We start from the raw sequence: 25535 nt of genomic DNA on the forward strand, positions 1-25535 counted from the left end.
AATGGGAGTACGCCCCCGTGGCCACGTTCCTCTACAAGCTGGGCCGCACCGCCTTCCGGCGCCGACGGCTCGTCGCCCTCCTCTGGGTGGCGCTCCTCGCCCTCGCCGGCGTCGGTGCCGCCACCGCGTCCACGCCCACCTCCAGCTCCTTCTCGATCCCCGGCACCGAGGCCCAGCGCGCCTTCGACCTGCTCGAAGAGCGCTTCCCGGGCGCCGGGGCCGACGGGGCCACCGCCCGCGTCGTCTTCAAGGCCCCCGAGGGCGAGAAGATGACCGACCCGGCGCACAAGGCCGTCGTCGAGGAGACCGTCGCCGCGCTCAAGTCCGGCTCGGACCAGATCGTCCAGGTCACCGACCCGTACACCGCGCACGCCGTCTCGCAGGACGGCTCCACCGCCTACGTCTCGGTCTCCTACGAGGTCAACGGGATGGAGCTGACCGACGAGACCCGCGAGGCCCTCAAGGACGCCGGTCACGGCGCCCAGGGCAAGGGCCTGACCGTCGAGATCGGCGGCGACGCCCTCCAGACCATGCCCGAGCAGGGCGCGAGCGAGGCCATCGGCATCGTCCTCGCCGGCATCGTGCTCGTCATCACCTTCGGCTCGCTCGTCGCGGCCGGGCTCCCGCTGCTCACCGCCGTCATCGGCGTCGGCATCGGCGTCTCGTCGATCACCGCGCTCGCGAACGTCCTGGACCTCGGCACCACCACCTCCACGCTCGCGTCGATGATCGGCCTCGCCGTCGGCATCGACTACGCCCTCTTCATCGTCTCCCGCTACCGCGCGGAGCTCGCCGACGGCCGGGACCACGAGGAGGCCGCGGGCCGCGCGGTCGGCACGGCCGGCTCGGCCGTCGTCTTCGCCGGACTCACCGTCGTCATCGCCCTGGTCGGCCTGGCCGTCGTCAACATCCCGATGCTGACGAAGATGGGCTTCGCCGCCGCCGGCACGGTCGTGATCGCCGTACTGATCGCGCTCACCCTCATCCCCGCCCTGCTCGGCTTCGCCGGGAACAAGGTCGTCGGCCGCAAGCAGCGCAAGGGCACCGAGAAGCAGGACAAGGCGAGCGGCAGGCCCAACGGCGGCACCCGCTGGGCCCGCCTCGTCATCCGCCGCCCGCTGATGGTGCTGATCGTCGGCGTCCTCGGCCTCGGCGCGATCGCCGTGCCCGCCGCCTCGCTGGAGATGGGCCTGCCGGACGACGGCGTCAAGCCGACCTCCACCTCCGAGCGCCGGGCGTACGACACGCTGTCCGACGGCTTCGGCCCCGGCTTCAACGGCCCGCTGCTCGTCGTCGTGGACGGCGACAAGGCGACCGCCGACAAGACGGTCTCCACGATCAAGGGCCTCGACGGCTGGGCCGCGGTCACCCCGGCCACCCCGAACAAGGCCGGCGACGCCGCCATGATCACGGTGGTCCCGAAGGACCGCCCGTCCTCGACCGCCACCGAGGGTCTGGTCCACGACATCCGCGACGCCACGGGCGACAACGTGCTCGTCACCGGCGCCACCGCGATGAACATCGACTTCTCGCAGAAGATGAACGACGCGCTCGTGCCGTACCTGGCGCTCGTCGTCGGCCTCGCCTTCGTGCTCCTGACCCTGGTCTTCCGCTCGGTCCTCGTCCCGCTGAAGGCGGCCCTCGGCTTCCTGCTCTCCGTGGTCGCGGCCCTCGGCGCGGTCGTCGCGGTCTTCCAGTGGGGCTGGCTCGGCAGCCTCTTCGGGGTCGAGCAGACCGGCCCGATCATGTCGATGATGCCGATCTTCATGGTGGGCGTCGTCTTCGGCCTCGCGATGGACTACGAGGTCTTCCTCGTGACCCGGATGCGCGAGGCGTACGTGCACGGCGAGCGGCCCGGCGAGGCGATCGTGACCGGCTTCCGGCACAGCGCCCGGGTGGTCACCGCCGCCGCGGTGATCATGATCGCGGTCTTCTCCGGCTTCATCGGCATGGACGACCAGATGGTCAAGATGATCGGCTTCGGCCTGGCCGCCGCCGTCCTCTTCGACGCCTTCGTGGTCCGCATGGCGATCGTCCCGGCCGTCCTGGCGCTCCTGGGCCACAAGGCCTGGTGGCTGCCGAAGTGGCTCGACCGGATCCTGCCGAACGTGGACGTGGAGGGCGAGAGCCTCGCGGAGGCGACCGGTGGGTCCGGCGCCGCGAAGCCGGACCTCGTGAAGGTCTGATCCCCGGGCCGGTCCCCGTGCGCCGTCAGTGCGTCGTCATCGACGTACTGGCGGCGTACGTGTGCTTCAGGAAGCGGAGCAGGGCCGTGGTGTCGAACTGGACGACCGTGACCCCGTCGTCCGTGTGGCGCTCGACGACCGTCTGGACGCGGCCGCAGGGCCAGACCCCGATGTCGCCGCGGCGGGTCGGGGCGCGCAGGCCGGTCTCCAGGAGGGCGCGCGGGAAGGACCACTCGACGGCACCGGGGAAGCCGAAGCGGACCGTGGCCGGGGAGGACCCGGGGTCGTAGCGGAGGGCCACCGGGACGGGGCGGGAGAGCGGGGCGTCGCTGATGATCCGCCCCTTGGCGTGGTCGTCGACTCTGCGGTCGTGCGCGCCGTCCATGGGAGGCTCCTCACGTTTTGTCCTCTTATCGACTAATGGTTCCACTCCTTCCCGGCGGGGGCGCGTCGCATGCGCGTCCGGCCCGGAGTGTGCGCGGGGTCACGCGCCCCGTTCTGTGACTGATGCGCTCTTGCAACCTCTTCGCAGGAGCGCTCTATCATTCCGACGTGCATGTACCCGACGGATTCATCAACGCCCCCATATCGGCCGCCGCCGGTGTCGTCGCCGCCGGCGCCGTCGCCGCGGGCCTGCGCGGAGCCCGGCGCGAACTGGACGAGCGCACCGCGCCGCTCGCCGGCCTCGTCGCGGCCTTCATCTTCGCCGTCCAGATGCTGAACTTCCCGGTCGCCGCCGGGACCAGCGGACACCTCCTCGGCGGGGCGCTCGCCGCGATCCTCGTCGGGCCCTGGACCGGCGTCCTGTGCATCGCCGTCGTCCTGCTCATGCAGGGCATCCTCTTCGCCGACGGCGGCCTCACCGCCCTCGGTGTGAACATCACGGTCATGGGCGTCGTCACCGTCGTCGTGTCCTACGCCCTCTTCCGCGGCCTGGTCCTCGTCCTGCCGCGCACCCGCCGCTCGGTGACCGTGGCCTCCTTCGTCGCCGCGCTCGTCTCCGTACCGGCCGCGGCCACCGCCTTCACCCTCATCTACGCCATCGGCGGCACCACCGACGTCCCCGTCTCCAAGGTCCTCACGGCCATGGTCGGCGTCCACGTCCTCATCGGCATCGGCGAGGCCGTCATCACCATGCTGACCGTCGGCGCCGTCGTCGCCGTCCGCCCCGACCTCGTGTACGGCGCCCGCGGCCTGACCGCGCCGCTCAAGCTGCGCGTCGACGGCGAGCTGATCGACGCCACCCCGGCCCCCGTCGAGAAGGGCTCCCCGAAGAAGCTGTGGCTCGGCGGCCTCGTCACCGCCCTCGTCCTCGCCGGATTCGTCTCCTTCTACGCCTCCGCCAGCCCCGACGGCCTGGAGAAGGTCGCCGCCGACCAGGGCATCGACAAGAACGTCGAGGAGCACGCCGCCGCCGACTCCCCGCTCGCCGACTACGGCGTCAAGGGCGTCGAGGCCCCCCGCCTCGCCGGCGGCCTCGCCGGCGTCATCGGCGTCGGCGCGACCCTGGCCGTCGGCACCGGCGCCTTCTGGGTCGTCCGCCGCCGCAAGGCCGCCGCCCGGGAGGCCTGACATGGGCGCGGGACACGCCCACAAGCTCTACCGGCACGGGCACTCGCCGGTCCACGAACTGCCCCCGCACACCAAGCTCGCCGCCGTCCTCGGCTTCGTCGTGGTCGTCGTCTCGACGCCCCGCGAGGCCGTCTGGGCCTTCGCCCTCTACGCCGCGCTCCTCGCCGGCGTCGCGGCACAGGCCCGGATCCCGGCCGGCTTCCTGCTGCGACGGCTCCTCATCGAGATCCCCTTCGTCGCCTTCGCGCTGCTCATGCCCTTCGTCGTCCCCGGCGAGCAGACGACGGTCCTCGGGATCTCGCTCAGCGTCCCCGGCCTGTGGGGCGCCTGGAACGTCCTCGCCAAGGGCACCCTCGGCGTCGCCGCCTCCGTGCTCCTCGCCTCCACCACCGAACTGCGGGCCCTGGTCCTCGGCCTCCAGCGGCTCAAGCTGCCGCCGCTGCTCGTCCAGATCGCCTCCTTCATGATCCGGTACGGCGACGTCATCACCGACGAGATGCGCCGCATGTCCGTCGCCCGCCGCTCCCGCGGCTTCGAGGCGAAGGGCGTCCGCCACTGGGGCGTCCTCGCCAAGTCCGCCGGCGCGCTCTTCATCCGCTCGTACGAGCGCGGCGAACGCGTCCACCTCGCCATGGTCAGCCGCGGCTACAGCGGCACGATGCCGGTCATCGACGAGGTCACCGCCACCCGGGCCCAGTGGACGTACGCCGCCGCCCTGCCGCTCACCGCACTCCTGATCTGCCTCCTGGGATGGACCCTATGACCGCCCCCTCGCCCTCGCTCGAAGTGTCGGGCCTCGCGTACGCCTACCCCGACGGCCACCAGGCCCTCTTCGGCGTGGACCTGACCGTCGGACGCGGCGAGCGGGTCGCCCTCCTCGGCCCCAACGGCGCCGGCAAGACCACCCTCGTCCTCCACCTCAACGGCATCCTCACCGGCGGCGCGGGCAGCGTCACCGTCGCCGGGCTTCCGGTCGGCAAGAAGCACATGGCCGAGATCCGGCGGAAGGTCGGCATCGTCTTCCAGGACCCCGACGACCAGCTGTTCATGCCGACCGTCCGCGAGGACGTGGCCTTCGGCCCGGCCGCCGCCGGGGTCCGGGGCGCCGAGCTCGAAGCGGTCGTGCGGAAGGCGCTCGCGAAGGTCGGGATGGCGGAGTTCGCCGACCGGCCCCCGCACCACCTCTCCTTCGGGCAGCGCCGCCGGGTCGCCGTCGCCACCGTCCTCGCCATGGAGCCGGAGATCCTCGTCCTCGACGAGCCGTCCTCCAACCTGGACCCGGCCTCGCGCCGCGAACTCGCCGACATCCTCCGCGGCCTCGACGTCACCGTCCTCATGGTCACCCACGACCTGCCGTACGCCCTGGAGCTCTGCCCGCGCTCGGTCATCCTCAGCGAGGGCGTGATCGCCGCCGACGGGCCGACGGCCGGGATCCTCGCCGACGAGGAACTCATGGCCCGGCACCGCCTGGAGCTGCCGTTCGGCTTCGTGCCGAGTTCCGTGGCCTGAGTCGAGAGGCCCCGGTTTTGGTCCGACCGGCTGGACATGCCAGCGGGTCGCGCCGGGGCGCTCCGGGCGGAGCCGGAGCCGGGGTTATGAAGGGAATCGAACGGAATCGGATGAGAGTTCGCCATCCGGTCATTCCCGAACACCCACCCCAGGAGTCGCATGATGCGCCCCATCAGAGCGGCCTGCCTCGGCACGGCCACCGCCCTCGTCACCCTCCTCGCCTGCGCCCCCGTCGCGGGCGCCGCTTCCCCCCACGCCGGGGGCAAGGCCCGGACCCTCACGCTCCTGGCCGAGCTGCAGCAGCTGACCCGCTTCCCCGTCACCCCCGGCACCGTCTCGCAGGGCGACCGGGTCGTCGTCCGGTCGGTCCTCAAGGACCAGGACGGCAACGTGGTCGGCGAGACCAACGGCACCTGCACCACCACCCGGGGAGGGGACCCGGCGTCGGTCGAGGAAGCGGAGCAGTGCGTCACGACCTACACCCTCCCGGACGGCCAGCTCACCGTGCAGGGGATGTACTACGACTACATCGCCCAGGGTCCCTTCGACAACGCGATCACCGGCGGCACCGGGGCGTACGACAAGGCCCGCGGCTCGGTCCACTCCGACACGATCGCCACGACCCCCACGCTCGTGAGGCGCTTCACGATCCACCTCGTCTGACGGACCCCGACGTCCACCCGACCCCGGAATCCGGCCTTCTCCCCCCGCGTTGCACCATGGGAGACGGTCGTACGAAAGGAAGTGTGGGTCAGGTGGACGTCCAGGGCACGGTGGCGGCGGGCTGGGAGCCGGTCAGGGACGCGTTCCTGCGCAACTTCGAGCAGCGGGGCGAGCGCGGCGCGGCCGTCGCCGTCCACCGGGACGGCGCGAAGGTCGTCGACCTGTGGGCGGGGACGAAGGACGTCGACGGCACGGACCCCTGGACGGCGGACACCGCCCAGGTCGTCCGCTCCGCCACCAAGGGCGTCTCCGCCGCCGTCCCCCTGCTCCTGCACCAGCGCGGGCTGCTCGACCTGGACGCCCCCGTCGCCTCGTACTGGCCCGAGTTCAAGGCCCACGGCAAGGACCGGGTGACCGTACGGCAGCTCCTCGCGCACCGGGCGGGCGTCCCCGTCCTCGACCGGCCGCTCAGCCTCGCCGAAGCGGTCGACCTCCCGACGGCGACGGCCGCGATAGCCGCCCAGGCCCCCGCCTGGGAGCCCGGCACCGCCCACGGCTACCACGCCCACACCTTCAGCTGGCTGCTCTCCGGCCTGGTCCACCGGGTCACCGGCCGCACCCTCGGCCGCTGGGCCGCCGAGGAGATCACCGGGCCCCTCGGCCTCGACCTGTGGATCGGCCTGCCCGACGCCGAGGCCCACCGGGTCGGCCGGCTCGGCCCCGTCGAGGAGATCGACCCGCCCGGCGGCGGCGCCCTCAGGCTCCGCCCCAAGCGCTCGGTCTCCGAGGCGTACAAGGACCCCCGGTCGCTCACCCGGCGCGCCTTCGCCGTCATCGAGCCCGCGCCCGACGAGAACGACCCCGTCTACCAGGCGGCCGAGCTGCCCGGCTCGGCGGGCGTCGCCACCGCCCGCGCGCTCTCCCGCTTCTACGCCGCCACCCTCGGCCCCGTCGAGGGCGCCGAGCGCCTCTTCGCCCCGGCGACGCTCACCCTGGCCCGTACGGAGGAGTCGGCGGGCCCCGACCAGGTCCTCCTCGTCGGCACCCGCTTCGGCCTCGGCCACATGCTGCACGGCCCGGCCTCCCCGCTCCTCGGCCCCTCCTCCTTCGGCCACCCCGGGCGCGGCGGCTCGCTCGGCTTCGCCGACCCGGACGCGGGGATCGCCCTCGGATACGTCACCAACGGCATGCGGAAGACGGTCACGGCCGACCCCCGCGCCCAGGCGCTCATCCGCGCGGTGCGATCGGTGACCGGCTGACGCCTCAGGCCACGGCGGGCGTGAGGGCGAGCACCATCCCGAGCCCGACGAGCACCGACCCGATGACCTTGTTCAGCACGCCCTGCTTCCGCAACAGCCGCGCCCGCAGGCCCTGGTGGGAGAAGAACACCGCGGCGAGGGCGAACCACACCAGGTGCGCGAACGACATGAACAGGCCGTAGCCGACCTGCTGGAAGAGGGGCGTGTCGGCGCTGACGACCTGCGTGTAGGTGCTCAGCACGAAGAGCATGGTCTTCGGGTTCAGCGCGTTCGTCAGGAACCCGGTGCGCAGCGCCCCGGCCTTCGAGAGCCCGCCCTCGTCCGACGGGTCCATGTCCACCCGGGTGGCCTTGGCGACGAACGTCTTGTACCCGATGTACACCAGGTACGCGGCGCCGATCAGCTTCATCGCGGTGAACAGCATCGGCGTCCGCGAGACCAGCAGGCCCACGCCCAGCATCGTGTACGTGACGTGGACGAGCACGCCCGCCGCGATCCCGACGGCCGCGAGGACGCCGGCGGTCCGCCCGTACAGATAGCTGTTCCGGACGGTCATCGCGAAGTCCGCGCCGGGGCTGATGACGGCCAGGACGGTGATGACCGCCACGGCGATGAGCTGACCCATGTCCCCGATCCCCCCGTGCCCGTAGTCCGGCGACGCTAGCCGATCGGAGGCGGCCGGCGCGAGGGCGAGGTGACAGAGTCGGCCCACTGGTCCGTCCCGCGGTTCGATGCTGAGATCACCGCATGGAACGCATGGAACTCACCCGGCGGTTCGAGGGATACGCGGTACTGATCACCGGCGCGGCGCGCGGCATCGGCGCGGCCACCGCCCGGCGGCTCACGGCGGAGGGCGCGCGGGTCCTCGTCACGGACATCGACGAGGAGGCGGCCCGCCGCACGGCCGGGCAGCTCCCCGGGGCGGAGGCGGCCCGCTGCGACGTCGGCGACCAGGCGTCGGTCGACGCGGCCGTCGCGTACGCGGTCCGCGTCTTCGGCCGCCTCGACGTCCTCGTCAACAACGCCCTCGCCCCCGTCGCCGCCGACCGCGACCGCTTCGAGGACGAACCCGACGACAACTGGACCGGCCAGCTGGACGTCACGCTGATGGGCGCCGTCCGCTGCTCCCGGGCCGCCCTCCCGCACCTCGCGGCGGCCGGCGGGCGCGGCGCGATCGTCACGATCGGCTCGGTCAACGCGGAGGCGGACTTCGGCAACCACGCCTACAGCGCCGCCAAGGCGGGCCTGGCGTCCCTCACCCGCACCCTGGCGGGCGACGCGGCCCCGCGCGGGGTCCGGGTCAACCAGATCAACCCGGGCACGATCGAGACGACGGCCTGGGCGGGCCGCGAAGCCGACCTCGCGGCCCTGGCGACCCGCGTCTACCCCCTGGGCCGCGTCGGCACCCCGGAGGACGTGGCCTCGGCAGTCGCCTTCCTCGCCTCGACGGACGCCTCCTGGATCACGGGCACGACCCTCCGCGTGGACGGCGGACTGCTGGCGGTGAACACGCACTTCGCGGAGGTGCTGGACGACTGAGAGACCCCTCCGACCCGACCCGACCCGACCGGAGCGGGCATGGATCGTCGGGCCCGACAGGCATGCTCGTCCGTACCGTCGGTGATCGAAAGGGAAGGAGACCGGGGTTGCTGGATCGCCTCAACCAGGCCATGGAACACATCGAGGGCCGTCTCGACCAGACCCTCGACGTGTCCGAACTGGCCCGGATCACGGTCACATCGGAGTACCACTTCCGGCGGCTGTTCTCATCGCTGGCGGGGATGCCGCTGTCCGAGTACGTCCGCCGTCGCCGGCTCACCGTCGCGGCAGCCGAAGTCCTCGCCGGGGAGCCCACCTTGCTGGAGATCGCGCTCCGCTACGGCTACACCTCGGGCGAAGCCTTCGCCCGCGCGTTCCGCGCCGTCCACGGCGTCGGCCCGGGCGAGGCCCGGCGCACCGGCGCGGCCCTGAACGCACAGCCCCGGCTCTCCTTCCGCCTCACCGTCGAAGGGAACAGCACCATGCGCTACCGCATCGTGGAGAAGGACGCCTTCCGCGTCGTCGGCAAGAAAGCCCGTGTCCCCCTCATCTACCAGGGCGTCAACCCCCACATCGCCGACCACATCCACAGCATCCCGCCCGAGACGATGCTCCGCATCGCCGCCCTCTCCGACCAGGACCCGGAAGGCGTGATCTCGGCGACCGTCCGCCTCTCGGACGGCTTCGAAGAAGGCAGCGACCTCGACTACTACCACGCCGTGGTGACCGCCGCCGCCGACCTCCCCGCCGACCTCGACGTCCTCGACTGCCCCGCCGGCACCTGGGCCGTCTTCGAGAACACCGGCCCGTTCCCCCAGGCCCTCCAGCAGATGTGGGGCGACGTCGCCGCCCAGTGGATCCCCTCCAACCCCTACGAATACCGCCCCGGCCCCGAGATCCTCCGCACCCGCCCCTCCCAGGCCGACCCGAACCACTCCGACGCACAGCTGTGGTTCCCGGTGACCCGCACGAGGGCCTGAGCACGAGGCCGAGCGCCGTCCCGGTGGGGGGCTGGCGCGCCCGCGTGCCGGAATCCCGCGCATGTCGGTTCGATACCCGCGTCCCCTGCGTCCCGGTGACCGTATAGGCGTGACCTCCCCGTCGAGTGGCGTGCCGAAGGAGATGCGCGCGCGGCTCGACGTGGCGATCCGGGAGGTGGAGGCGCGGGGGTACGAGGTCGTCGTCGGGCGCTGCATGGACGGCGCCGGTCATGTCAGTGCCCCGGCCGCCGACCGGGCGAGCGAGCTGATGTCCATGGTGACGGATCCCGGGATCAGGGCCGTGGTGCCGCCGTGAGGCGGGGAGACCGGGATCGACCTGCTGCCGCTCCTCGACCTGGACCGGCTGCGGGAGGCCGAGCCGACGTGGCTCGTCGGGTTCTCCGACCTGTCGACGCCGATGACACCGCTGACCCTGCTCACCGGGGTGGCGACCGTCCACGGGAACAACCTCATGGACACCCCGTACCGGGTGCCCGAAGGCCTGCTGTCCTGGCTGGACATCGTCACCGCCCCGCAGGGGCACCGGTTCACGCAGACCCCGCCGAACCGGCACCGGGCGGCCGGCCGGGACGACTGCCGCACCGACCCCGGCGTACGCGAGTTCACGCTGGACACCCCTGGCAGAGGGACCCGGCTGGACGGCGACGGGGACGTCGACGCCGAGGGGCGTCTCATCGGGGGCTGCGTCGAGACCCTCTGCAACCTCACCGGTACGCCCTACCCCGACGTCTCCGGCTTGGTGCGGGACCGGTCGCCGGAAGGGCTCCTCGTGTACGTCGAGGCGGGCGGCGACGACGCCTTCGCCGTCTGCCGCAACCTGCACGGCATGAGGCTCGCCGGCTTCTTCGACGCGGCGAACGCCGTCCTCGTCGGCCGGACCTCGGCACCCGGCACCGACTCGCTCACCCAGCACGAGGCCGTGCTCGACGCGCTCGGGCCGTTGAACGTGCCGATCGTCGCCGACGTCGAGTGCGGACACGTCCCGCCGTACCCGCCCCTCGTCAACGGAGCACGCGGCCGCGTCGTCCACACCCCGGCGCGCAGCGAACTGACCCAGATCCTGGACTGATCCACTCCGTTCACCCCGCCCGCAGCATCAGCCCGATCCCCACCACCATCAGCCCCGCCGCCGCGATCCTCGGGGCGCCGAAGCGTTCCTTGAAGAAGACGGCGCCGATGGCGGCGCCCACGATGATGGAGGATTCGCGGAGGGCGGCGATCGGGGCGAGGGGGGCCTTCGTCTGGGCCCAGAGGACGAGGGCGTAGGCGGCGACGGAGAGGGTGGCGCCGAGGAGGCCTCGGGCGGCGTGGGGGCGGAGCTGGGGGAGGAGGGCGGTGCGGCGGGTCCAGAGGGCGTACGCGGGGATCGCGAGGCCTTCCAGGACCATCAGCCAGCCGATGTAGCCCAGGGGGGTGCCGGAGGCGCGGACGCCGACGCCGTCGACGACCGTGTACAGGGCTATGGACAGGCCGGTCGCGCCCGCGGCGAGGAGGGCCGGCCAGTGCGGGCGGCTCTCGCCGCCCCGGATGCCCCACAGCGCCAGGCCCGTCAGGCCCGCGCAGGCCACCGCGACGCCGAGGAGCTGCCAGCCGCCCGGCAGTTCGTGGACGAAGACCGCCGCGAGGGCGGTCACGACCAGCGGGGCCGTGCCGCGGGCGATCGGGTACATCTGGCCGAAGTCGCCGAGGGTGAACGAGCGCATGAGGAGGGCGTAGTAGGCGATGTGGAGGAGGGCCGAGGTGATCAGGTACGGCCGGGCCCCCGCCGCCGGCAGCGGTGCGAAGCAGGCCGCGGCCGCGCCGATCAGCGCCCCGCCGCCGGATATCAGTGTGAAGGAGAGGAGTTGGTCCTTGACGCTCTTCGCCATCGCGTTCCAGCTCGCGTGCGTGACCGCGGCGAGGAGGACCGCGAGGGTGACGAGCGGGGTCACGCGGACGGCTCGCGGACGTCCACGAGCGTGCCTCCGGCGTGGGTGACGAGCGTCTTCGGGTCCAGCGCGAACACCGTGTGGGGGTTGCCCGCCGCCGCCCACACCACGGCGTGGTCGAGGATGCCCCGGTCGGCGAGGACCCGGGTCCGGGTGCGGTGGCCGAACGGCGGGATGCCCCCGATCGCGTACCCGGTCGTCTCCCGGACCGCCTTCGCGTCCGCCCGGGTCACCTTCTCCGCGCCCAGCTCCTGCCGTACGCGCTCGACGTCCACCCGTGACGCGCCGTCCATCAGGACGAGGACCGGCACCCCGTCGGCCGCGAAGATCAGCGACTTCACGATCTCGGCGGCCTCGCAGCCGATGGCGTCGGCGGCCTGCTGGGCGGTGCGGGTCTCGTCCGGGAAGCGGCGGATCTCGACGTCGAGCCCCAACTCCCGGAGGGCTGCGGCGAACTGGGGGTGGGCGGCGGAGGCGGTGTCCTTGTCGGTCGTCATGGCCCGCACGCTAGCGGTCGGTGTACGGGCCACGCGACCGGGTTCCGGCGTGCGGTCACGCGACCGGGTTCCGGTGCGGGCCACGTGACCGGGTTCCGGCGTGCGGTCACCCCGCCTTGAGGACCCGCGCCACCACCGGGCCCGCCGCGTCGCCGCCGTGGCCGCCCGACTGGACGACGGCCGCCGCCGCGAGGTCGCCCGAGTAGCCGGTGAACCAGCTGTTCGACCTGCCCTGGCCGTCGACCTCCGCCGAGCCGGTCTTGGCGCCCTTGGGGGAGGGGACCCCGGCCATCGCGTTCGTGGCGGTGCCGAGCCGGCTCGTCGCCGCCTCGGTCATCATCAGGCGCAGCCCCCTGGCGACCTCGTCGGGAAGCCGTTCGGCCTTGGCGAACTCGCGGTCGTCGAGGTCCCGCGCCACCAGGTACGGCTGGAGGAAGGCGCCGTTCTTCGCGGTCGCGGAGAGCGAGGCGACGTTCAGGGCGCTCATCGTGACCTTGCCCTGGCCGATGTACGAGGCGGCCGTCTCGGCCCCGGCCGACTCGGGCACGGAGCCGTCCCACGCCCCGACGCCGATGTTCCACTCCTCGCCGATGCCGAACCAGCGGCGGGCGGTCGCGCCGAGGGCGGTGTCCGCGATGTCCTTGTGGTCGAGGGGGCCGATCGCCTTGATGAAGGCGGTGTTGCAGGAGCGGCTGAAGGCGTCGGTGAGGGTGCCGTTCTCGATGGAGAAGTTCTTCAGGTTGTGGAAGGGGACGCCCATCCAGGACACGCTGGACGGACACTCGACCGGGCTGCCGGGCTTGGCCAGACCGTGCTCCATCATCATCGCCGCCGTGACGATCTTCATCGTCGAGCCGGGGGCCTGCTGCCCCTGGAGCGCGGTGTCGAAGTCGGTGGCCGGATTGTTGGCGACCGCCCGTATCGCCCCCGTCGACGGCTCGATCGCGGCCACCGAGGCCGAGTCGAAGTCCTTGACCGCCTTCTCGGCCGCCGCCTGCACGTCCGCGTCGATGGTGGTCCTCAGCGTGCCCGGCTTCCCCTTCGACAGGACGAGGAGGGGGGTGTCGGCGACGCCCTCGCTGCCCGAGTCGATCCAGGTCTCGACGCCGGCCGTGCCGCCCGCCTTCGACCCGTACCGCCTGCGCAGTTCGTTCAGGACCGGCCTGAGCGAGGGGTACTTCTCCGCCGTCAGCTCCACGCCGTCGCGGTCGACGGCCTTCACCGAGGCCGTCTTCGCGACCCCCGTCCGCAGGGTGGCGGCGGCGGTCAGCTTCGGGTGGAGGACGGCCGGCTGCCACTTCACGAGCGGGCGGCCGGTGGTCTGGCCGCGCACCACGGTCAGTTCGGAGGCGTACGACAGGTCCTTGGACACGCCCTCGTACGAGATCGTCGCCTTCACGGTGAACGGCACCGTCGGCCCGACGGCCGTCCCCGGCGTGATCACCGCCTTCGAGACGCGCGCGCCCTCCCGGTACGCCGCGACCGCGGGCCCCGCCGCGACCGGGTCGTTCGTCAGCTGCGCCGCCTTGTCGGACTCCCCGGCGGCCCAGGCGGTGAGGAAGTCCCTCGCCGTGCCCGAGACCTCCTCGGCGGTGACGGGCCCCGTCCTCGGCGCGGAACCGGACCGGGAAGTGAGGTCCGAGTCGCCACCCGTGATCCCGTTGTAGAGGTTGTAGCCCCCGTACCCGACACCGCTCGCCACGACGGCGAACACGCCCCCGACGATCGCGACCTTGGCTCCACTGCGCATGACTGTGGTTCCCCTCCCCAGGTGGACCGACGAGTCAAGCAGCCCCGGCGTCGGCATGTCGAGCAACTCTCGCCATATCCGTCACTCCCGCCGCTCGGGTCGTTCCGGTCGCGCCCCCTTCGTGCGATCCCGCTCCCTCGCAGACACCAGAGGTGGCGCTTTCGAGGGGCGGGGTGTGGCGAACAGTGGCGAACGGCAGATCTTGTCCTGGATCGGGTCGGCACGGCGGTAGGTTGCGAGAGTCCACTGCTTTCTCTCCGTGAGCGCCTGCCAAGTGGCAGGTCCCAACACGTCGTTGGGAGGTCGAGAGGGAGGAGTCCGGACCGGATGGAGAGGTCGAGGAAGAGGAGGCCGCGCCGCAGGGCCCAGCCGCGTGACTGGGTCGAACTGGCGGCGCTGGTTCTGACGGCGATCACTGCCATCGCGGGATGCGTCGAGCGCTTCATGTGACGCAGCAGCAGGGACTGGACGGCTGGTCGGGCTGGATTGTGGGCCCGGCCGACGGATGCTCGGCCGGACCCACGCCGCCCCGCGCACGGGCCTGGTCTCGGGCGGCAACCCGAGGCCAGGCCTTTCGTGTGCGAGGAGCCACGGCCCCGAGGGCGAGCCACGAAGCCGCTGCAGGACGAGATAACCGCAGTTGGTCGGCTTCATCAAGCAACCTCCGTCGATCAAGGGCCGATATCGCCGTGGGAGGTTGGCGAAAGACCGTGGCGCGCCGTGGCGTTGGGCAGTGGCGCAAAACAACGCCGCAGGCAGTGGCTTCGAAGGGGTGGCGAATCCTGGCGTTTCGGGACCGGGCCCCGTACCGGTTCGGCAGAGGGAGTCGGGTCGCGTCCGGCTTCTCCGTCCCGTACAACCCTCTGCCTCCCCGTGGGTCTTACGGATGAGGCGCATGGTGCGCCTGATGTGCTCGGGAGGGATCACACGTGCTTCTGGCCCGTACGACCCGGCGTCGGCTCGCCGCTGCCGTCACCACCGTCATGGCCGTCACCCTCGGCGCGGGTGCGCTGACCGTCCCCGCGAGCGCCGTTCCGGTGGCGGGCGGCGGCCCCGTGGCGAACACGGCGAACACGGCGGACGCGGCGACCACCGCCGCGGACCCGATCCCGTACCCCGCCGCCGGTCGGCTCGTCGGGGCCGGGGTGACCGGATTCCTCACGGCCGCCCCCGACGGCACCACGACCTGGAGACGGTACGCGGACGGGGCCGGGCAGGCGTACGGGGCCGGGACCTACCTGCGGTCGACGCGGACCACCGACTACCTGGTCTTCCAGGGGACGTACAAGATCACACAGCGGAACCTGAGCACCAGCGGTTCCCTGGAGATCCCCGTCGGCTCGGCCGCGGGCGACGCGAAGTACGTGGGCGCCGCGGGCGACGCCGTCTTCACGACCCTCGCGACCGAGGCGGGCACGGTGCTCCGCAGGCACACCGAGGCGGTCGCCGGCGCGACGGTGACCGTCCTCCCCGCGGACGCGATCTCCCTCAAGGTCGAGCCGGTCACTCCCGACCGCGCCCTGGTCACCTTCCTCCAGGGCGGCAAGGGCAAGTGGGGTCTGATCGACCTCGCCACCGGGGCCGTCGGCGACCTCCGCGACAGGACGACCGACCTCGACGCCGTCTCCGCGACCCGCAAGGCCTGGGCCACGGGCGACGCGACGAACCGGCCGCCGCAGGTCTTCGTCGAGGACCTCGCCACCGGCGCCGAGCAGGAGGTCCCGGTGGCCGCGGTGCCGTCGCTGGGCAACTTCCACGTCGGCCTGGTCGGCGACTGGGTCGTGTACGGGCAGAAGGGCGGCATGTCCTTCTCCCAGCCGAGCGTGCACTTCCCCCTCACCGCCTACAACCTCACCACCAAGACGTCGGTGAAGCTGCTCGACCACGCCTACGAGCTCGCGCCCGCCCCCGACGGCAGCCTGTACGCGCGCGGCGGCCTCGTCGGGCAGGGCGAGGGCATGTACCGCATCGCGGACACGGGGAACCAGGCCCCGCAGGTCGAGAAGGTCGCGACGACCGGTGAGCCCACCGAGGTCCTCGTCACGGACGGCGCCGTCCCCGGGGCGACCCTCGACCTCGACGGGAACGACGGCTTCACCTTCCGGTGGAACCTGTCCCGGGCCACGGCGAACGTGGCGGTCACCGTGCGCCACGTACGCACCGGGACGACCCGGACCTTCGGTTCGTACGGGACCAAGGCGGTGGCGTTCGACTGGCAGGACAACGACGGGAACGAAGACCTCTACAACGGCGACTACACCTGGGAGATCGTCGCCCGCCCGTACAACGGCATCGGTCCGGACGCCGTCCGCAAGGGCACCTTCAAGGTCGTCCGCAAGACACAGCCCCACGACTTCAACGACAACGGCACCCCCGACCTGCTCGTGCGCGACTCCGCAGGCCGCCTCTGGCGCAGTGACCTCTTCTACCGTCCGGTCGACGAGCAGCACGGGATCCACCGCACCGTGCCCACGTTCATCCTCGGTTCGGGATGGAACATCTACGACCGGATCGAGGCCGGCGGCGACCTGGGCGGTTCGGCGGTCGGCGACCTCCTGGCCCGGGACAAGTCCGGTGTGCTCTGGCTGTACCCGGGCACCGGCACCGGCAACTTCGGCATCCGGATCAAGGTCGGCGGCGGCTGGCAGGCCTACGACAGGCTCACGTTCGGCGGCGACCTGACGAACGACGGCCGCACGGACGCCCTCGCCGTCGACAAGTCCGGCGGCCTCTGGCTCTACCCCGGCACCGGCAACGCCGCGAAGCCCTTCGCCCCCCGCAAGAAGGTCGGCAACGGCTGGGGCGTCTACAACGACATCACCGCTGTCGGGAACATCGCGGGTGGCACCGCCGGCGACCTGGTCGCCCGCGACAGGTCCGGCGTCCTGTGGGAGTACCTGGGCAAGGGCGACGGCACCTTCGCCGCCCGTACGAAGGTGGGCGGCGGCTGGAACGCGTTCCGGCAGCTCATCGGCTCCGGCGACGCCGACGGCGACGGACGCGCCGACCTCATGGGCATCAGCGCGACGCGCGGCTCCTCGAAGCTGTACAAGGGCACCGGCGACTGGAGGGCCCCGTTCCGGAGCGCCGAGACGATGTACCTGGAGGACTTGGACGGTTCTTCGGATCTCGTGTTCTGATCCCCGTCCACCGACACGGAGGGCGCGACCACCGGTCGCGCCCTCCTGCCGTAACCGCCCCGCTACACCCAGGTGTCCAGCCACATCCGGTTTCTCCACTGGTCCAGCGGAATCGGCGTTCCGGTGTACAGGGGCCAGAAGTAGATGAAATTCCAGACGATGAGCAGGACCAGACATCCCGCCGCCACCGCGCCGAAAGTCCGGCGTCTTTCCGAGGAGCCGCGGGGACCGATGACCGCGCCCAGCATCATGGCCACCGCGAGGCACAGGAAAGGCACGAAGACGACGGCGTAGAAAAGGAAGATGGTGCGTTCCTGGTAAAGGAACCAGGGGAGCCAGCCGGCGGCGATGCCGCAGGTGATCGCGCCGGCGCGCCAGTCGCGGCGGAAGGCCCAGCGCCAGAGGAGGTAGAGGATGGCGAAGCAGGCGGCCCACCAGAGGAGGGGGGTCCCGAGGGCCAGGACCTCCTGGGCGCACTTCTCCTTGGCGGTGGCGGGGCAGCCCGCGGTGCCGGGGGCGGGGGACTCGTAGAAGTAGGAGACGGGGCGGCCGAGGACGATCCAGGACCAGGGGTTGGACTGGTAGGTGTGCGGCGAGGTGAGGCCGACGTGGAAGGTGTACACCTCGGACTCGTAGTGCCAGAGGCTGCGCAGCCAGTCCGGGAGCCAGCCCCAGGTGCCGCCGCCGACCGCCTTGTCGTGGTCCTCGGCCCAGTGGCGGAAGTAGCCCTTGTCGGTGACCAGCCAGCCGGTCCAGGTCGCCAGGTACGTGCCGATGGCCACCGGGACGACGGAGACGAACGCCGGGACGAGGTCCTTCTTGATCACCGCGAGGTGCGGGCGGACGGCGCCGGCCGTGCGGCGGCCGCCGACGTCCCACAGGACGGTCAGGAGGCCGAAGCCGACCATCACGTACAGGCCGTTCCACTTGGTCGCCGCCGCGAGGCCGAGGGACACGCCGGCCGCGATGCGCCACGGCCGCCAGCCCAGGCGGAGGGTCTCCGCGACCTCCGCGTCCGGACGGAGCACCCCTTCCTCGTCCTCGGGGAGGGCGGCGGCGAGCCGCGCCCGCGTCCGGTCCCGGTCGAGGAGGAGGCAGCCGAAGGCGGCGAGGACGAAGAACATCAGCACCTGGTCGAGCAGCGCGGTGCGGCTCATCACGAAGTGCAGTCCGTCGACGGCCAGGAGCAGGCCCGCCAGGCAGCCCAGGAACGTCGAGCGGAAGAGGCGGCGGCCGATGCGGCACAGCATCAGCACCGACAGCGTGCCGAGGAGCGCGACCATGAAGCGCCAGCCGAAGGGCTCGAAGCCGAAGAGCTTCTCGCCGACGCCGATCACCCATTTGCCCATCGGCGGGTGGACGACGTAGCCCGGGTCGGTCGGGACGAGGACCGAGTCCGGGTTGGCGAGGATCGCCTTGTCGATGTCCTTCGGCCAGGCCCCCTCGTACCCCTGGTTGATCAGGGCCCAGGAGTCCTTCGCGTAGTACGTCTCGTCGAATATCACCGCGTGCGGCTTGCCCAGGTTCCAGAACCGCAGCAGGCCCGCGACCGCCGTGACCAGGAGCGGACCGCCCCAGGCCATCAGCCGCCAGAGGCGCTCGGCGCCGCCGGGGCCGATGCCGAGGAGGGACCACGTCCGCCCGGAGGGCCGGGTGTACGGGGGGACGAGCCGCTCGCGCAGCCCGATCGGGTCTCCGGCGGGCGGCGTGTAGCCGAAGCGCCGCAGCCGCTGCTGCCAGGAAGAGGGCTCTGCCACGGGCGCCGCCATGGGGTGCTGGCCCTCCAGGGCCTCGGGTGCGGTACTGGTCACCGCGCCATCGTAGGGAACGCGCCTGTGCGCGTCGCCTGTCCGGGCTGGGAGGATGTCCCGTGTGACAGGAACGCTGGTACTCGCAGGGACCCCCATCGGCGACATCGCGGACGCCCCGCCCCGCCTCGCCGCCGAACTGGAGCGGGCCGACATCGTCGCCGCCGAGGACACCCGGCGGCTGCGCGGGCTGACGCGCGCGCTCGGCATCCACACCACGGGGCGTGTCGTCTCGTACTTCGAGGGCAACGAGTCCGCCCGTACGCCGGAACTGGTCGAAGCGCTGGCCGGCGGCGCGCGCGTGCTGCTCGTGACCGACGCGGGCATGCCGTCCGTCTCGGACCCCGGCTACCGGCTGGTCGCCGCCGCCGTCGAGCAGGACATCAAGGTGACGGCCGTCCCCGGCCCGTCCGCCGTGCTCACCGCGCTCGCCCTCTCGGGCCTGCCCGTGGACCGCTTCTGCTTCGAGGGCTTCCTGCCGAGGAAGGCCGGCGAGCGCCTCGGACGGCTGAGGGAGGTCGCGGACGAGCGACGGACCCTCGTCTACTTCGAGGCCCCGCACCGGCTCGACGACACCCTCGCCGCGATGGCCGAGGTCTTCGGCGCGGAGCGCCGGGCCGCCGTCTGCCGCGAGCTGACCAAGACGTACGAGGAGGTCAGGCGCGGCCCGCTCGGCGAGCTCGCGGAATGGGCGAAGGACGGCGTACGGGGCGAGATCACCGTCGTCGTCGAGGGCGCCCCGGAGACCGGACCCGCCGAGCTCGACGCGGAGGAGCTGGTGCGCAGGGTGCGGGTGCGCGAGGAGGCGGGGGAGCGCCGCAAGGAGGCGATCGCCGCCGTCGCGGCGGAGGCCGGTCTTCCCAAGCGGGAGGTCTTCGATGCGGTGGTCGCGGCAAAGAATGCGGACGCGTCGGGCCCTGGAAAAGGCAAAGGACTAACCTGAAAGGCAAAGCCGAACCCGGCGCCGGGACTCTTCGCAGGGCGCTTGGCAAGGGAACGCCAAAGAGCATTCCATGGTTCTTCCCCCGCTGATGCGCTCCGGCCCGAAAAGGCGTCCACTGATCAGTGGAGAGGAGCTGGCATGAGCGAGATCACCGGCACCGGCATATCCGTCGCCCATGAGGCGTACGCCTTCGCCTGCATGCGCTGTGGATACGGCTGGGAGCAGGCGTACGACATCGAGCACCACGTCGACGCGGCCGGCCATGAATTCGTCGTCTACAAGGCCGCCGGAGAGCGGGTACCGTCCCCGCTGTCCAGCCCCACCTGCATGAACTGCGGCGGCCACGTCGTCCGCATCATGCGTGCGGGGCAGGTGTCGTCGGTGCTCGACCTGATCGCCGCGACCGAGAAGCACCAGCAAGGGGCGCGGGCGACGAAGCCCGTCTCGCCGGCCGGCCCCATCGGTCAGGAGCTGACCGAGGACGCCCCGGAGAAGCCGCCGGTACCGCACCACTGGCACCTGTCGGACCTCCTCCACCCGTTCCGGCGTCACCAGTAGGCCACGCGCCGGCACTCATGGCCCTCGTACGATCGGGGCCATGAGTGCCAAGGACGCCCCGCCGCCGCTGCCCGAACCCCTCCTCGTGGAGGTCGCGGACTCGCACACCCACATGGACCTGCAGTCCGGGACCGTCGAGGAGGCCCTGACCAAGGCCGCCGCCGTCGGCGTGACCACGGTCGTCCAGGTCGGCTGCGACGTGAAGGGCTCGCAGTGGGCCGCCGAGACGGCCGCCGCCCACGAGAACGTGCACGCCGCCGTCGCCCTGCACCCCAACGAGGCCCCCAGGATCGTCCTGGGCGACCCCGACGGCTGGTCGCGGCAGGGCGCCCGCCAGGGCGGAGGCGACTCCGCCCTCGACGACGCCCTCGCCGAGATCGACCGGCTCGCCGCCCTCCCGCACGTGCGCGGGGTCGGCGAGACCGGCCTCGACTTCTTCCGTACGGGCCCCGAGGGCATCGCCGCGCAGGAGCGTTCCTTCCGCGCCCACATCGAGATCGCCAAGCGGCACGGCAAGGCCCTCGTCATCCACGACCGCGAGGCCCACGCCGACGTCCTGCGCGTCCTGGACGAGGAGGGCGCCCCCGAGCGGACCGTCTTCCACTGCTACTCCGGCGACGCCGCCATGGCCGAGATCTGCGCCGCCAAGGGCTACTACATGTCCTTCGCCGGCAACGTCACCTTCAAGAACGCCCAGTACCTGCGCGACGCCCTCGCGGTCGCCCCCCTCGAACTGGTCCTCGTCGAGACCGACGCCCCCTTCCTCACCCCGGCCCCCTTCCGCGGCCGCCCGAACGCCCCCTACCTGATCCCGGTCACCGTCCGGGCCATGGCCGAGGTGCGCGGGATCGGGGAGAACGAACTCGCCGGGGCGATCGCCGTGAACACGGCCCGCGCCTTCGATTACTGATGCATAACGGTTACGTGTCGTAGTCGGGTCGTTCGGCGGAGTGACGGCGACCGGGGCTAGGGTCCCGGCCTCGTGAGCACTTCCCAGGGCAGTCACCGAGCCGGACGGCGGGGCGCGACCGCGACCCTGCCCGTGCACGAGCAGCCGACGCAGGCCGCGCCCCTCGTCGTCCCCGCAGCCCTGCCCGGCACCGTGCCCGGGCAGGGCTCCCGCGCCGGGGCCCGCCGCACCGCCCGCCGCCGCAAGGCCTCCGGCGGTACGGGCGAGGGCCTGCGGAAACTCGTCCCGCAGGCCCTCGTCGTCGCCTTCCTCGCCGGCGGCACCAGCGCCTTCGTCGCCGACGACAAGGCCGTCGAGCTCACCGTCGACGGCACCCCGCGCACCCTCCATACCTTCGCCGACGACGTGCGGGAGCTCCTCGCCGACGAGGGCGTCACCGTCGGCGAGCACGACATCGTCGCCCCCGCCCCCGGCGAGGCCCTGGCCAGCGGCGACCAGATCGTCGTCCGCTACGGGCGGCCGGTCTCCCTCACCCTCGACGGACAGCGCCGCCAGGTCTGGACGACCGCCGAGACCGTCGAGGGGGCGCTGCGCCAGCTCGGGGTCCGCGCGGAGGGCGCCTACCTCTCGGCCTCCCGCGGGGCCGCCATCTCCCGCCAGGGCCTCGCCCTCGACGTCCGCACCGAGCGGGCCGTCACCTTCCTGGCCGACGGGCGCGAGCGGACGATCCGTACGAACGCCGCCACCGTCCGGGAGGCCCTCGCCGAGGCCGGGATCACCCTCTCCGGGCAGGACACCACCTCCGTCCCGTCCGGCTCCTTCCCCCGCGACGGCCAGACGGTGAACGTCCTGCGGATCACCGGCTCCCGGCAGGTGCGGGAGGAGTCCGTCCCGTACGCCGTCGAGCGGGTCCGCGACCCCGGGCTGTTCGCCGGCACCGAGGTCGTCGAACGGCAGGGCGTCCCGGGCGTCCGCCGCGTCACGTACAGCCTGCGCACGGTCAACGGCGTCAAACAGCGGCCGCGCCGCACCGGCGAGGAGCTCGTCCGCGAGCCCGTCAGCCGCAAGGTGCGGATCGGCACCCGGCCGCTGCCCGCCTCCGTCACCGGCGCCGACGGCCTCGACTGGGGCGCGCTCGCCGCCTGCGAGTCCGGCGGCCGCCCGAACGCGGTCGACCCCTCGGGGACGTACGGCGGGCTCTACCAGTTCGACCCCGGCACCTGGCACGCCCTCGGCGGCACCGGCACCGCCCAGAACGCGCCCGCCGCCGAGCAGACCTTCCGCGCGAAGAAGCTCTACGTGCAGCGGGGCGCGAGCCCGTGGCCCCACTGCGGGCGCCGGCTCACCCACGGGTAGCCGTCGCCGGGGCGGGGGCCCGCACCGGTGAGCGGGCGCCCGGCGGCGCCCCGCACCGGCCCCGTCGTACCGGTGAGCCGTAGGTCGGCCCCACCCGGGCCCCGTACGCTGTACCGGTGAGCACCACCACCGGCCCCGAAAGCCCCGACGCCCTCCTCGGCCCCGCCGACATCCGTGAGCTGGCCGCCGCCCTCGGCGTGCGCCCCACGAAGCAGAAGGGCCAGAACTTCGTCATCGACGCCAACACCGTCCGGCGGATCGTCCGCACGGCCGAGGTGCGGCCCGAGGACGTGGTCGTGGAGGTGGGGCCCGGCCTCGGCTCCCTCACCCTGGCCCTCCTGGAGGCCGCCGACCGCGTGACGGCCGTCGAGATCGACGACGTCCTCGCCGCCGCGCTGCCGGCGACGATCGCCGCCCGCATGCCGCAGAAGAAGGACCGCTTCGCGCTGGTCCACTCCGACGCGATGCTCGTCCAGGAGCTCCCGGGCCCGCCGCCCACCGCGCTCGTCGCGAACCTGCCGTACAACGTGGCCGTGCCCGTCCTGCTGCACATGCTGGAGCGCTTCCCGAGCATCGAGCGGACCCTCGTCATGGTCCAGGCCGAGGTCGCCGACCGGCTCGCCGCGAAGCCCGGGAACAAGGTGTACGGGGTCCCCTCGGTCAAGGCCAACTGGTACGCCGAGGTCAAGCGCGCCGGCGCCATCGGCCGCAACGTCTTCTGGCCCGCGCCGAACGTCGACTCCGGCCTCGTCTCCCTCGTCCGCCGCGCCGAACCGCTGCCGACCACCGCCACCCGGCAGGAGGTCTTCGCGGTCGTCGACGCCGCCTTCGCGCAGCGCCGCAAGACCCTGCGGGCCGCCCTCGCGAACTGGGCCGGCTCCCCGGCCGCCGCGGAGGAGGCCCTCGTGAAGGCCGGGATCTCGCCGCAGGCGCGGGGCGAGTCGCTGACGGTCGAGGAGTTCGCGCGGATCGCGGAGAACAAGCCGGAGGCGAAGCAGCCGTGAGCGTGACCGTACGAGTCCCCGCCAAGGTCAACGTCCAGCTCGCGGTCGGCGCCGCCCGCCCCGACGGCTTCCACGACCTGGCGAACGTCTTCCTCGCCGTCTCCCTGTACGACGAGGTCACCGCCACCCCCGCCGACGGGCTGACGATCACCTGCGAGGGCCCGGACGCCGACAAGGTGCCGCTGGACCGCAGCAACCTGGCCGCCCGCGCCGCCGAGCTGCTCGCCGCCCGGCACGGCATCTCGCCGGACGTGCACCTGCACATCACGAAGGACATCCCGGTCGCCGGCGGCATGGCGGGCGGCAGCGCGGACGGCGCGGGCGCCCTGCTCGCCTGCGACGCGCTCTGGGGGCTGGACACCCCGCGCGAGACGCTCCTCGACATCTGCGCCGAACTCGGCTCCGACGTGCCGTTCAGCCTGGTCGGCGGGGCCGCGCTCGGCACCGGGCGCGGCGAGAAGCTGACGGAGCTGACGGTCGGGGGCGCCTTCCACTGGGTGTTCGCCGTCGCCGACGGCGGGCTGTCGACCCCGGCGGTGTACGGGGAGTTCGACCGCCTCACCGAGGGCGTGGACGTCCCGGAGCCGGCCGCGTCCCCGGCCCTCCTGGAGGCCCTGGCGACCGGCGACACCACCGCCCTCGCCGCCACCCTCGCCAACGACCTCCAGGCCCCGGCGCTCTCCCTGCGCCCCTCGCTCGCCGCGACCCTGGCGGCCGGCACGGAGGCGGGCGCCCTCGCGGCGCTGGTCTCGGGCTCGGGGCCGACGACGGCGTTCCTGGTGAAGGACGCGGAGACGGCGGCCTCGGTCGCCGCCGCCCTCATCGCCTCCGGCACCTGCCGCACGGCCCGGGTCGCGACCTCCCCGGCGCCGGGCGCGGCCGTCCTCTAGTACGTCAGAGCTTGTTCCTGGAGATCCGGGCGAGCAGGAGGTTCGGGTCCGGGTCCACGGTGTTGAAGAAAGCCGCGCTGTTCACGTAGAGGGTCTTGGCGCGCACGGCAGCGGAGGTCGGGTTGTCGAGCCCGTCCGCTTCGGTGAGCACGGTCTTGTGGGTGCCGTCGGGGCGGACGAGCTCCAGCTTGTTCGCCGTGTTCAGGGCGGCGAGGACCGTGTCGCCATGGCCGGCGAAGGTGAAGTCGTCGATCCCGGTGAGCCCGGTGGCCCGGGTCTCGACGGGACCTGCGCTCCGGTCCTCCTGGAACGGGATGCGGAGCAGGGTGCTCTGGGCCGTGTTGGACACCCATACGGCGCCGTCGTGGAGTTTGAGGCCGTTGGCGCCGAAGGGGAGGGCCGAGGACGGCGCGAGCTCCGGCCCCGAGGCCCAGACGGTGGGCTCTCCGCCGTCCAGCGGGATGCTCCACACCTCGCCGCGGTTCGAATCGGCGGCGTAGAGGGTGTCGCAGTGCTCGTCGAGGGCGATGCCGTTGGGGAACGCGTCGGTGGGCAGCTGGGCGATCTGCCGCGGCACGCCGCCGCCGGGGGCGATGCGCCAGATGCCGGTCTCGGCGGTGCCGGTGGCGTAGGCGACGTACAGGGTGCCGTCGTGGGCGTGGGCGATGCCGAGGACGAGGGCGGCGCCGAGGTTGGGCGTCTGGGGGTTCGCCACCGTGGGGAGCTCGGCGACGGGCGTCCTGGTGCCGTCCTTGGCGACGCGGACGACCTTGTGCGCGAAGGCGAGGGTGATGTCGGCGGAGCCGTCGGGTTCGAGGGCGATGTTCTCCGGCGTCTCGCCGTCGCGGGCGCTGAAATGGGCGACGATGTGGGGATCGGACACGGTCGGATCGACCGCCGATGCGGGCCCTGCGGCGAGCACGGTGAGGGCGGCGGTGGCGGCGGCGACGGCGGCCAGACGGGGGTGTCTCGACATGGGCTTCTCCTCGGGGTGGTGAGTGATCTGAGGAGAGGCTGTCGGT

Annotated in this window: 22 protein-coding genes and 1 pseudogene; 16 read left to right on the forward strand and 7 right to left on the reverse strand. The window is 72.7% G+C overall.

What is annotated here, in order from left to right:
- The first annotated feature begins 17 nt into the window (after positions 1 to 17).
- On the forward strand, positions 18 to 2186 hold the full coding sequence (locus ACFYUS_RS24235) for an MMPL family transporter (protein WP_388855679.1): 2169 nt from the start codon (positions 18 to 20) through the stop codon (positions 2184 to 2186).
- Positions 2187 to 2211: 25 nt separating this feature from the next.
- Here ACFYUS_RS24235 and ACFYUS_RS24240 read toward each other — a convergent pair whose 3' ends face one another.
- Complete coding sequence (locus tag ACFYUS_RS24240; RefSeq protein WP_388855682.1) at positions 2212 to 2571, reverse strand: SsgA family sporulation/cell division regulator; 360 nt, start codon at positions 2569 to 2571, stop codon at positions 2212 to 2214.
- 167 nt (positions 2572 to 2738) lie between these two features.
- On the opposite strand from ACFYUS_RS24240, the gene ACFYUS_RS24245 reads away from it, so the two are divergent.
- The 5 genes from ACFYUS_RS24245 to ACFYUS_RS24265 all read left to right on the forward strand — a co-directional run bounded on the left by ACFYUS_RS24245 (position 2739) and on the right by ACFYUS_RS24265 (position 7189).
- On the forward strand, positions 2739 to 3758 hold the full coding sequence (locus ACFYUS_RS24245) for an energy-coupling factor ABC transporter permease (protein ID WP_388855684.1): 1020 nt from the start codon (positions 2739 to 2741) through the stop codon (positions 3756 to 3758).
- A gap of 1 nt (position 3759) precedes the next feature.
- The gene (gene cbiQ, locus ACFYUS_RS24250; RefSeq protein WP_388855687.1) at positions 3760 to 4521 is read left to right on the forward strand and encodes a cobalt ECF transporter T component CbiQ; all 762 of its coding nucleotides are present in this window, start codon (positions 3760 to 3762) and stop codon (positions 4519 to 4521) included.
- Positions 4518 to 5267 carry an energy-coupling factor ABC transporter ATP-binding protein gene (locus ACFYUS_RS24255; RefSeq protein ID WP_388855690.1) on the forward strand — a complete coding sequence of 250 codons (750 nt, stop codon included), beginning with the start codon at positions 4518 to 4520 and terminating at the stop codon, positions 5265 to 5267. Before cbiQ ends, ACFYUS_RS24255 begins: the two co-directional genes overlap by 4 nt.
- 159 nt (positions 5268 to 5426) lie before the next feature.
- On the forward strand, positions 5427 to 5930 hold the full coding sequence (locus tag ACFYUS_RS24260; RefSeq protein WP_388855693.1) for a hypothetical protein: 504 nt from the start codon (positions 5427 to 5429) through the stop codon (positions 5928 to 5930).
- Positions 5931 to 6022: 92 nt separating this feature from the next.
- Positions 6023 to 7189 (forward strand): serine hydrolase domain-containing protein, encoded by a 1167-nt coding sequence (locus ACFYUS_RS24265; RefSeq protein WP_388855885.1) that lies wholly within the window; start codon positions 6023 to 6025, stop codon positions 7187 to 7189.
- A gap of 4 nt (positions 7190 to 7193) precedes the next feature.
- Here the strand turns inward: ACFYUS_RS24265 and ACFYUS_RS24270 are convergent, their stop codons facing one another.
- Positions 7194 to 7814 (reverse strand): LysE family translocator, encoded by a 621-nt coding sequence (locus tag ACFYUS_RS24270; RefSeq protein WP_388855696.1) that lies wholly within the window; start codon positions 7812 to 7814, stop codon positions 7194 to 7196.
- Between the two features lie 131 nt (positions 7815 to 7945).
- Between ACFYUS_RS24270 and ACFYUS_RS24275 the strand changes: the two genes are divergently transcribed.
- The 3 genes and pseudogenes from ACFYUS_RS24275 (at position 7946) to ACFYUS_RS24285 (ending at position 10798) form a co-directional block, all read left to right on the forward strand.
- Positions 7946 to 8728 (forward strand): SDR family NAD(P)-dependent oxidoreductase, encoded by a 783-nt coding sequence (locus ACFYUS_RS24275; protein WP_388855888.1) that lies wholly within the window; start codon positions 7946 to 7948, stop codon positions 8726 to 8728.
- 107 nt (positions 8729 to 8835) lie between these two features.
- Positions 8836 to 9708, forward strand: a complete 873-nt coding sequence (locus tag ACFYUS_RS24280) for a helix-turn-helix domain-containing protein (protein ID WP_388855699.1) — start codon at positions 8836 to 8838, stop codon at positions 9706 to 9708.
- A gap of 61 nt (positions 9709 to 9769) precedes the next feature.
- Positions 9770 to 10798: pseudogene (locus tag ACFYUS_RS24285) on the forward strand (S66 peptidase family protein).
- Between the two features lie 10 nt (positions 10799 to 10808).
- Here ACFYUS_RS24285 and ACFYUS_RS24290 read toward each other — a convergent pair.
- From ACFYUS_RS24290 to ACFYUS_RS24300, 3 genes are all read right to left on the reverse strand, one after another.
- A complete protein-coding gene (locus ACFYUS_RS24290) occupies positions 10809 to 11660 on the reverse strand; it encodes an EamA family transporter (protein ID WP_388855702.1) in 852 nt (283 codons plus the stop codon).
- Positions 11657 to 12154 (reverse strand): YbaK/EbsC family protein, encoded by a 498-nt coding sequence (locus ACFYUS_RS24295; RefSeq protein ID WP_388855705.1) that lies wholly within the window; start codon positions 12152 to 12154, stop codon positions 11657 to 11659. The genes ACFYUS_RS24290 and ACFYUS_RS24295 overlap by 4 nt, the downstream gene beginning before the upstream one ends.
- 106 nt (positions 12155 to 12260) lie before the next feature.
- Entirely contained in the window at positions 12261 to 13904 is a 1644-nt protein-coding gene (locus tag ACFYUS_RS24300) for a penicillin-binding transpeptidase domain-containing protein (RefSeq protein WP_388855708.1), read from the reverse strand.
- A gap of 929 nt (positions 13905 to 14833) precedes the next feature.
- On the opposite strand from ACFYUS_RS24300, the gene ACFYUS_RS24305 reads away from it, so the two are divergent.
- Positions 14834 to 17044 (forward strand): FG-GAP repeat domain-containing protein, encoded by a 2211-nt coding sequence (locus ACFYUS_RS24305; RefSeq protein WP_388855711.1) that lies wholly within the window; start codon positions 14834 to 14836, stop codon positions 17042 to 17044.
- A gap of 62 nt (positions 17045 to 17106) precedes the next feature.
- On the opposite strand, the gene ACFYUS_RS24310 is transcribed toward ACFYUS_RS24305, so the two are convergent.
- Positions 17107 to 18855: a dolichyl-phosphate-mannose--protein mannosyltransferase gene (locus ACFYUS_RS24310; RefSeq protein ID WP_388855714.1), complete on the reverse strand. Its 1749-nt coding sequence runs from the start codon at positions 18853 to 18855 to the stop codon at positions 17107 to 17109.
- Positions 18856 to 18907: 52 nt separating this feature from the next.
- On the opposite strand from ACFYUS_RS24310, the gene rsmI reads away from it, so the two are divergent.
- The 6 genes from rsmI to ACFYUS_RS24340 all read left to right on the forward strand — a co-directional run bounded on the left by rsmI (position 18908) and on the right by ACFYUS_RS24340 (position 24513).
- Positions 18908 to 19795 carry a 16S rRNA (cytidine(1402)-2'-O)-methyltransferase gene (gene rsmI, locus ACFYUS_RS24315; protein ID WP_388855717.1) on the forward strand — a complete coding sequence of 296 codons (888 nt, stop codon included), beginning with the start codon at positions 18908 to 18910 and terminating at the stop codon, positions 19793 to 19795.
- Between the two features lie 138 nt (positions 19796 to 19933).
- A complete protein-coding gene (locus ACFYUS_RS24320) occupies positions 19934 to 20353 on the forward strand; it encodes a hypothetical protein (protein ID WP_388855720.1) in 420 nt (139 codons plus the stop codon).
- Positions 20354 to 20393: 40 nt separating this feature from the next.
- A complete protein-coding gene (locus tag ACFYUS_RS24325) occupies positions 20394 to 21263 on the forward strand; it encodes a TatD family hydrolase (RefSeq protein ID WP_388855723.1) in 870 nt (289 codons plus the stop codon).
- 72 nt (positions 21264 to 21335) lie between these two features.
- Positions 21336 to 22619, forward strand: a complete 1284-nt coding sequence (locus tag ACFYUS_RS24330; RefSeq protein ID WP_388855726.1) for a ubiquitin-like domain-containing protein — start codon at positions 21336 to 21338, stop codon at positions 22617 to 22619.
- 116 nt (positions 22620 to 22735) lie between these two features.
- Positions 22736 to 23623: a 16S rRNA (adenine(1518)-N(6)/adenine(1519)-N(6))-dimethyltransferase RsmA gene (rsmA, locus tag ACFYUS_RS24335; RefSeq protein ID WP_388855729.1), complete on the forward strand. Its 888-nt coding sequence runs from the start codon at positions 22736 to 22738 to the stop codon at positions 23621 to 23623.
- A complete protein-coding gene (locus ACFYUS_RS24340; protein WP_388855732.1) occupies positions 23620 to 24513 on the forward strand; it encodes a 4-(cytidine 5'-diphospho)-2-C-methyl-D-erythritol kinase in 894 nt (297 codons plus the stop codon). The genes rsmA and ACFYUS_RS24340 overlap by 4 nt, the downstream gene beginning before the upstream one ends.
- 4 nt (positions 24514 to 24517) lie before the next feature.
- On the opposite strand, the gene ACFYUS_RS24345 is transcribed toward ACFYUS_RS24340, so the two are convergent.
- Entirely contained in the window at positions 24518 to 25489 is a 972-nt protein-coding gene (locus tag ACFYUS_RS24345; protein ID WP_388855735.1) for a hypothetical protein, read from the reverse strand.
- Positions 25490 to 25535: the final 46 nt, after the last annotated feature.

Origin of the sequence: Streptomyces sp. NPDC004284 (assembly GCF_042874035.1) — a bacterium.
Taxonomy (GTDB): Bacteria; Actinomycetota; Actinomycetes; order Streptomycetales; family Streptomycetaceae; genus Streptomyces.

Bases quoted from the DNA above. Each gene is read 5' to 3' on its own strand.
- ACFYUS_RS24255 (WP_388855690.1), top strand. From the start codon at position 4,518: ATGACCGCCCCCTCGCCCTCGCTCGAAGTGTCGGGCCTCGCGTACGCC.
- ACFYUS_RS24270 (WP_388855696.1), bottom strand. From the start codon at position 7,814: ATGGGTCAGCTCATCGCCGTGGCGGTCATCACCGTCCTGGCCGTCATC.
- ACFYUS_RS24260 (WP_388855693.1), top strand. From the start codon at position 5,427: ATGATGCGCCCCATCAGAGCGGCCTGCCTCGGCACGGCCACCGCCCTC.
- ACFYUS_RS24295 (WP_388855705.1), bottom strand. From the start codon at position 12,154: ATGACGACCGACAAGGACACCGCCTCCGCCGCCCACCCCCAGTTCGCC.
- ACFYUS_RS24325 (WP_388855723.1), top strand. From the start codon at position 20,394: ATGAGTGCCAAGGACGCCCCGCCGCCGCTGCCCGAACCCCTCCTCGTG.
- cbiQ (WP_388855687.1), top strand. From the start codon at position 3,760: ATGGGCGCGGGACACGCCCACAAGCTCTACCGGCACGGGCACTCGCCG.
- ACFYUS_RS24240 (WP_388855682.1), bottom strand. From the start codon at position 2,571: ATGGACGGCGCGCACGACCGCAGAGTCGACGACCACGCCAAGGGGCGG.
- ACFYUS_RS24320 (WP_388855720.1), top strand. From the start codon at position 19,934: ATGAGCGAGATCACCGGCACCGGCATATCCGTCGCCCATGAGGCGTAC.
- ACFYUS_RS24345 (WP_388855735.1), bottom strand. From the start codon at position 25,489: ATGTCGAGACACCCCCGTCTGGCCGCCGTCGCCGCCGCCACCGCCGCC.
- ACFYUS_RS24300 (WP_388855708.1), bottom strand. From the start codon at position 13,904: ATGCGCAGTGGAGCCAAGGTCGCGATCGTCGGGGGCGTGTTCGCCGTC.
- rsmI (WP_388855717.1), top strand. From the start codon at position 18,908: ATGTCCCGTGTGACAGGAACGCTGGTACTCGCAGGGACCCCCATCGGC.
- ACFYUS_RS24275 (WP_388855888.1), top strand. From the start codon at position 7,946: ATGGAACTCACCCGGCGGTTCGAGGGATACGCGGTACTGATCACCGGC.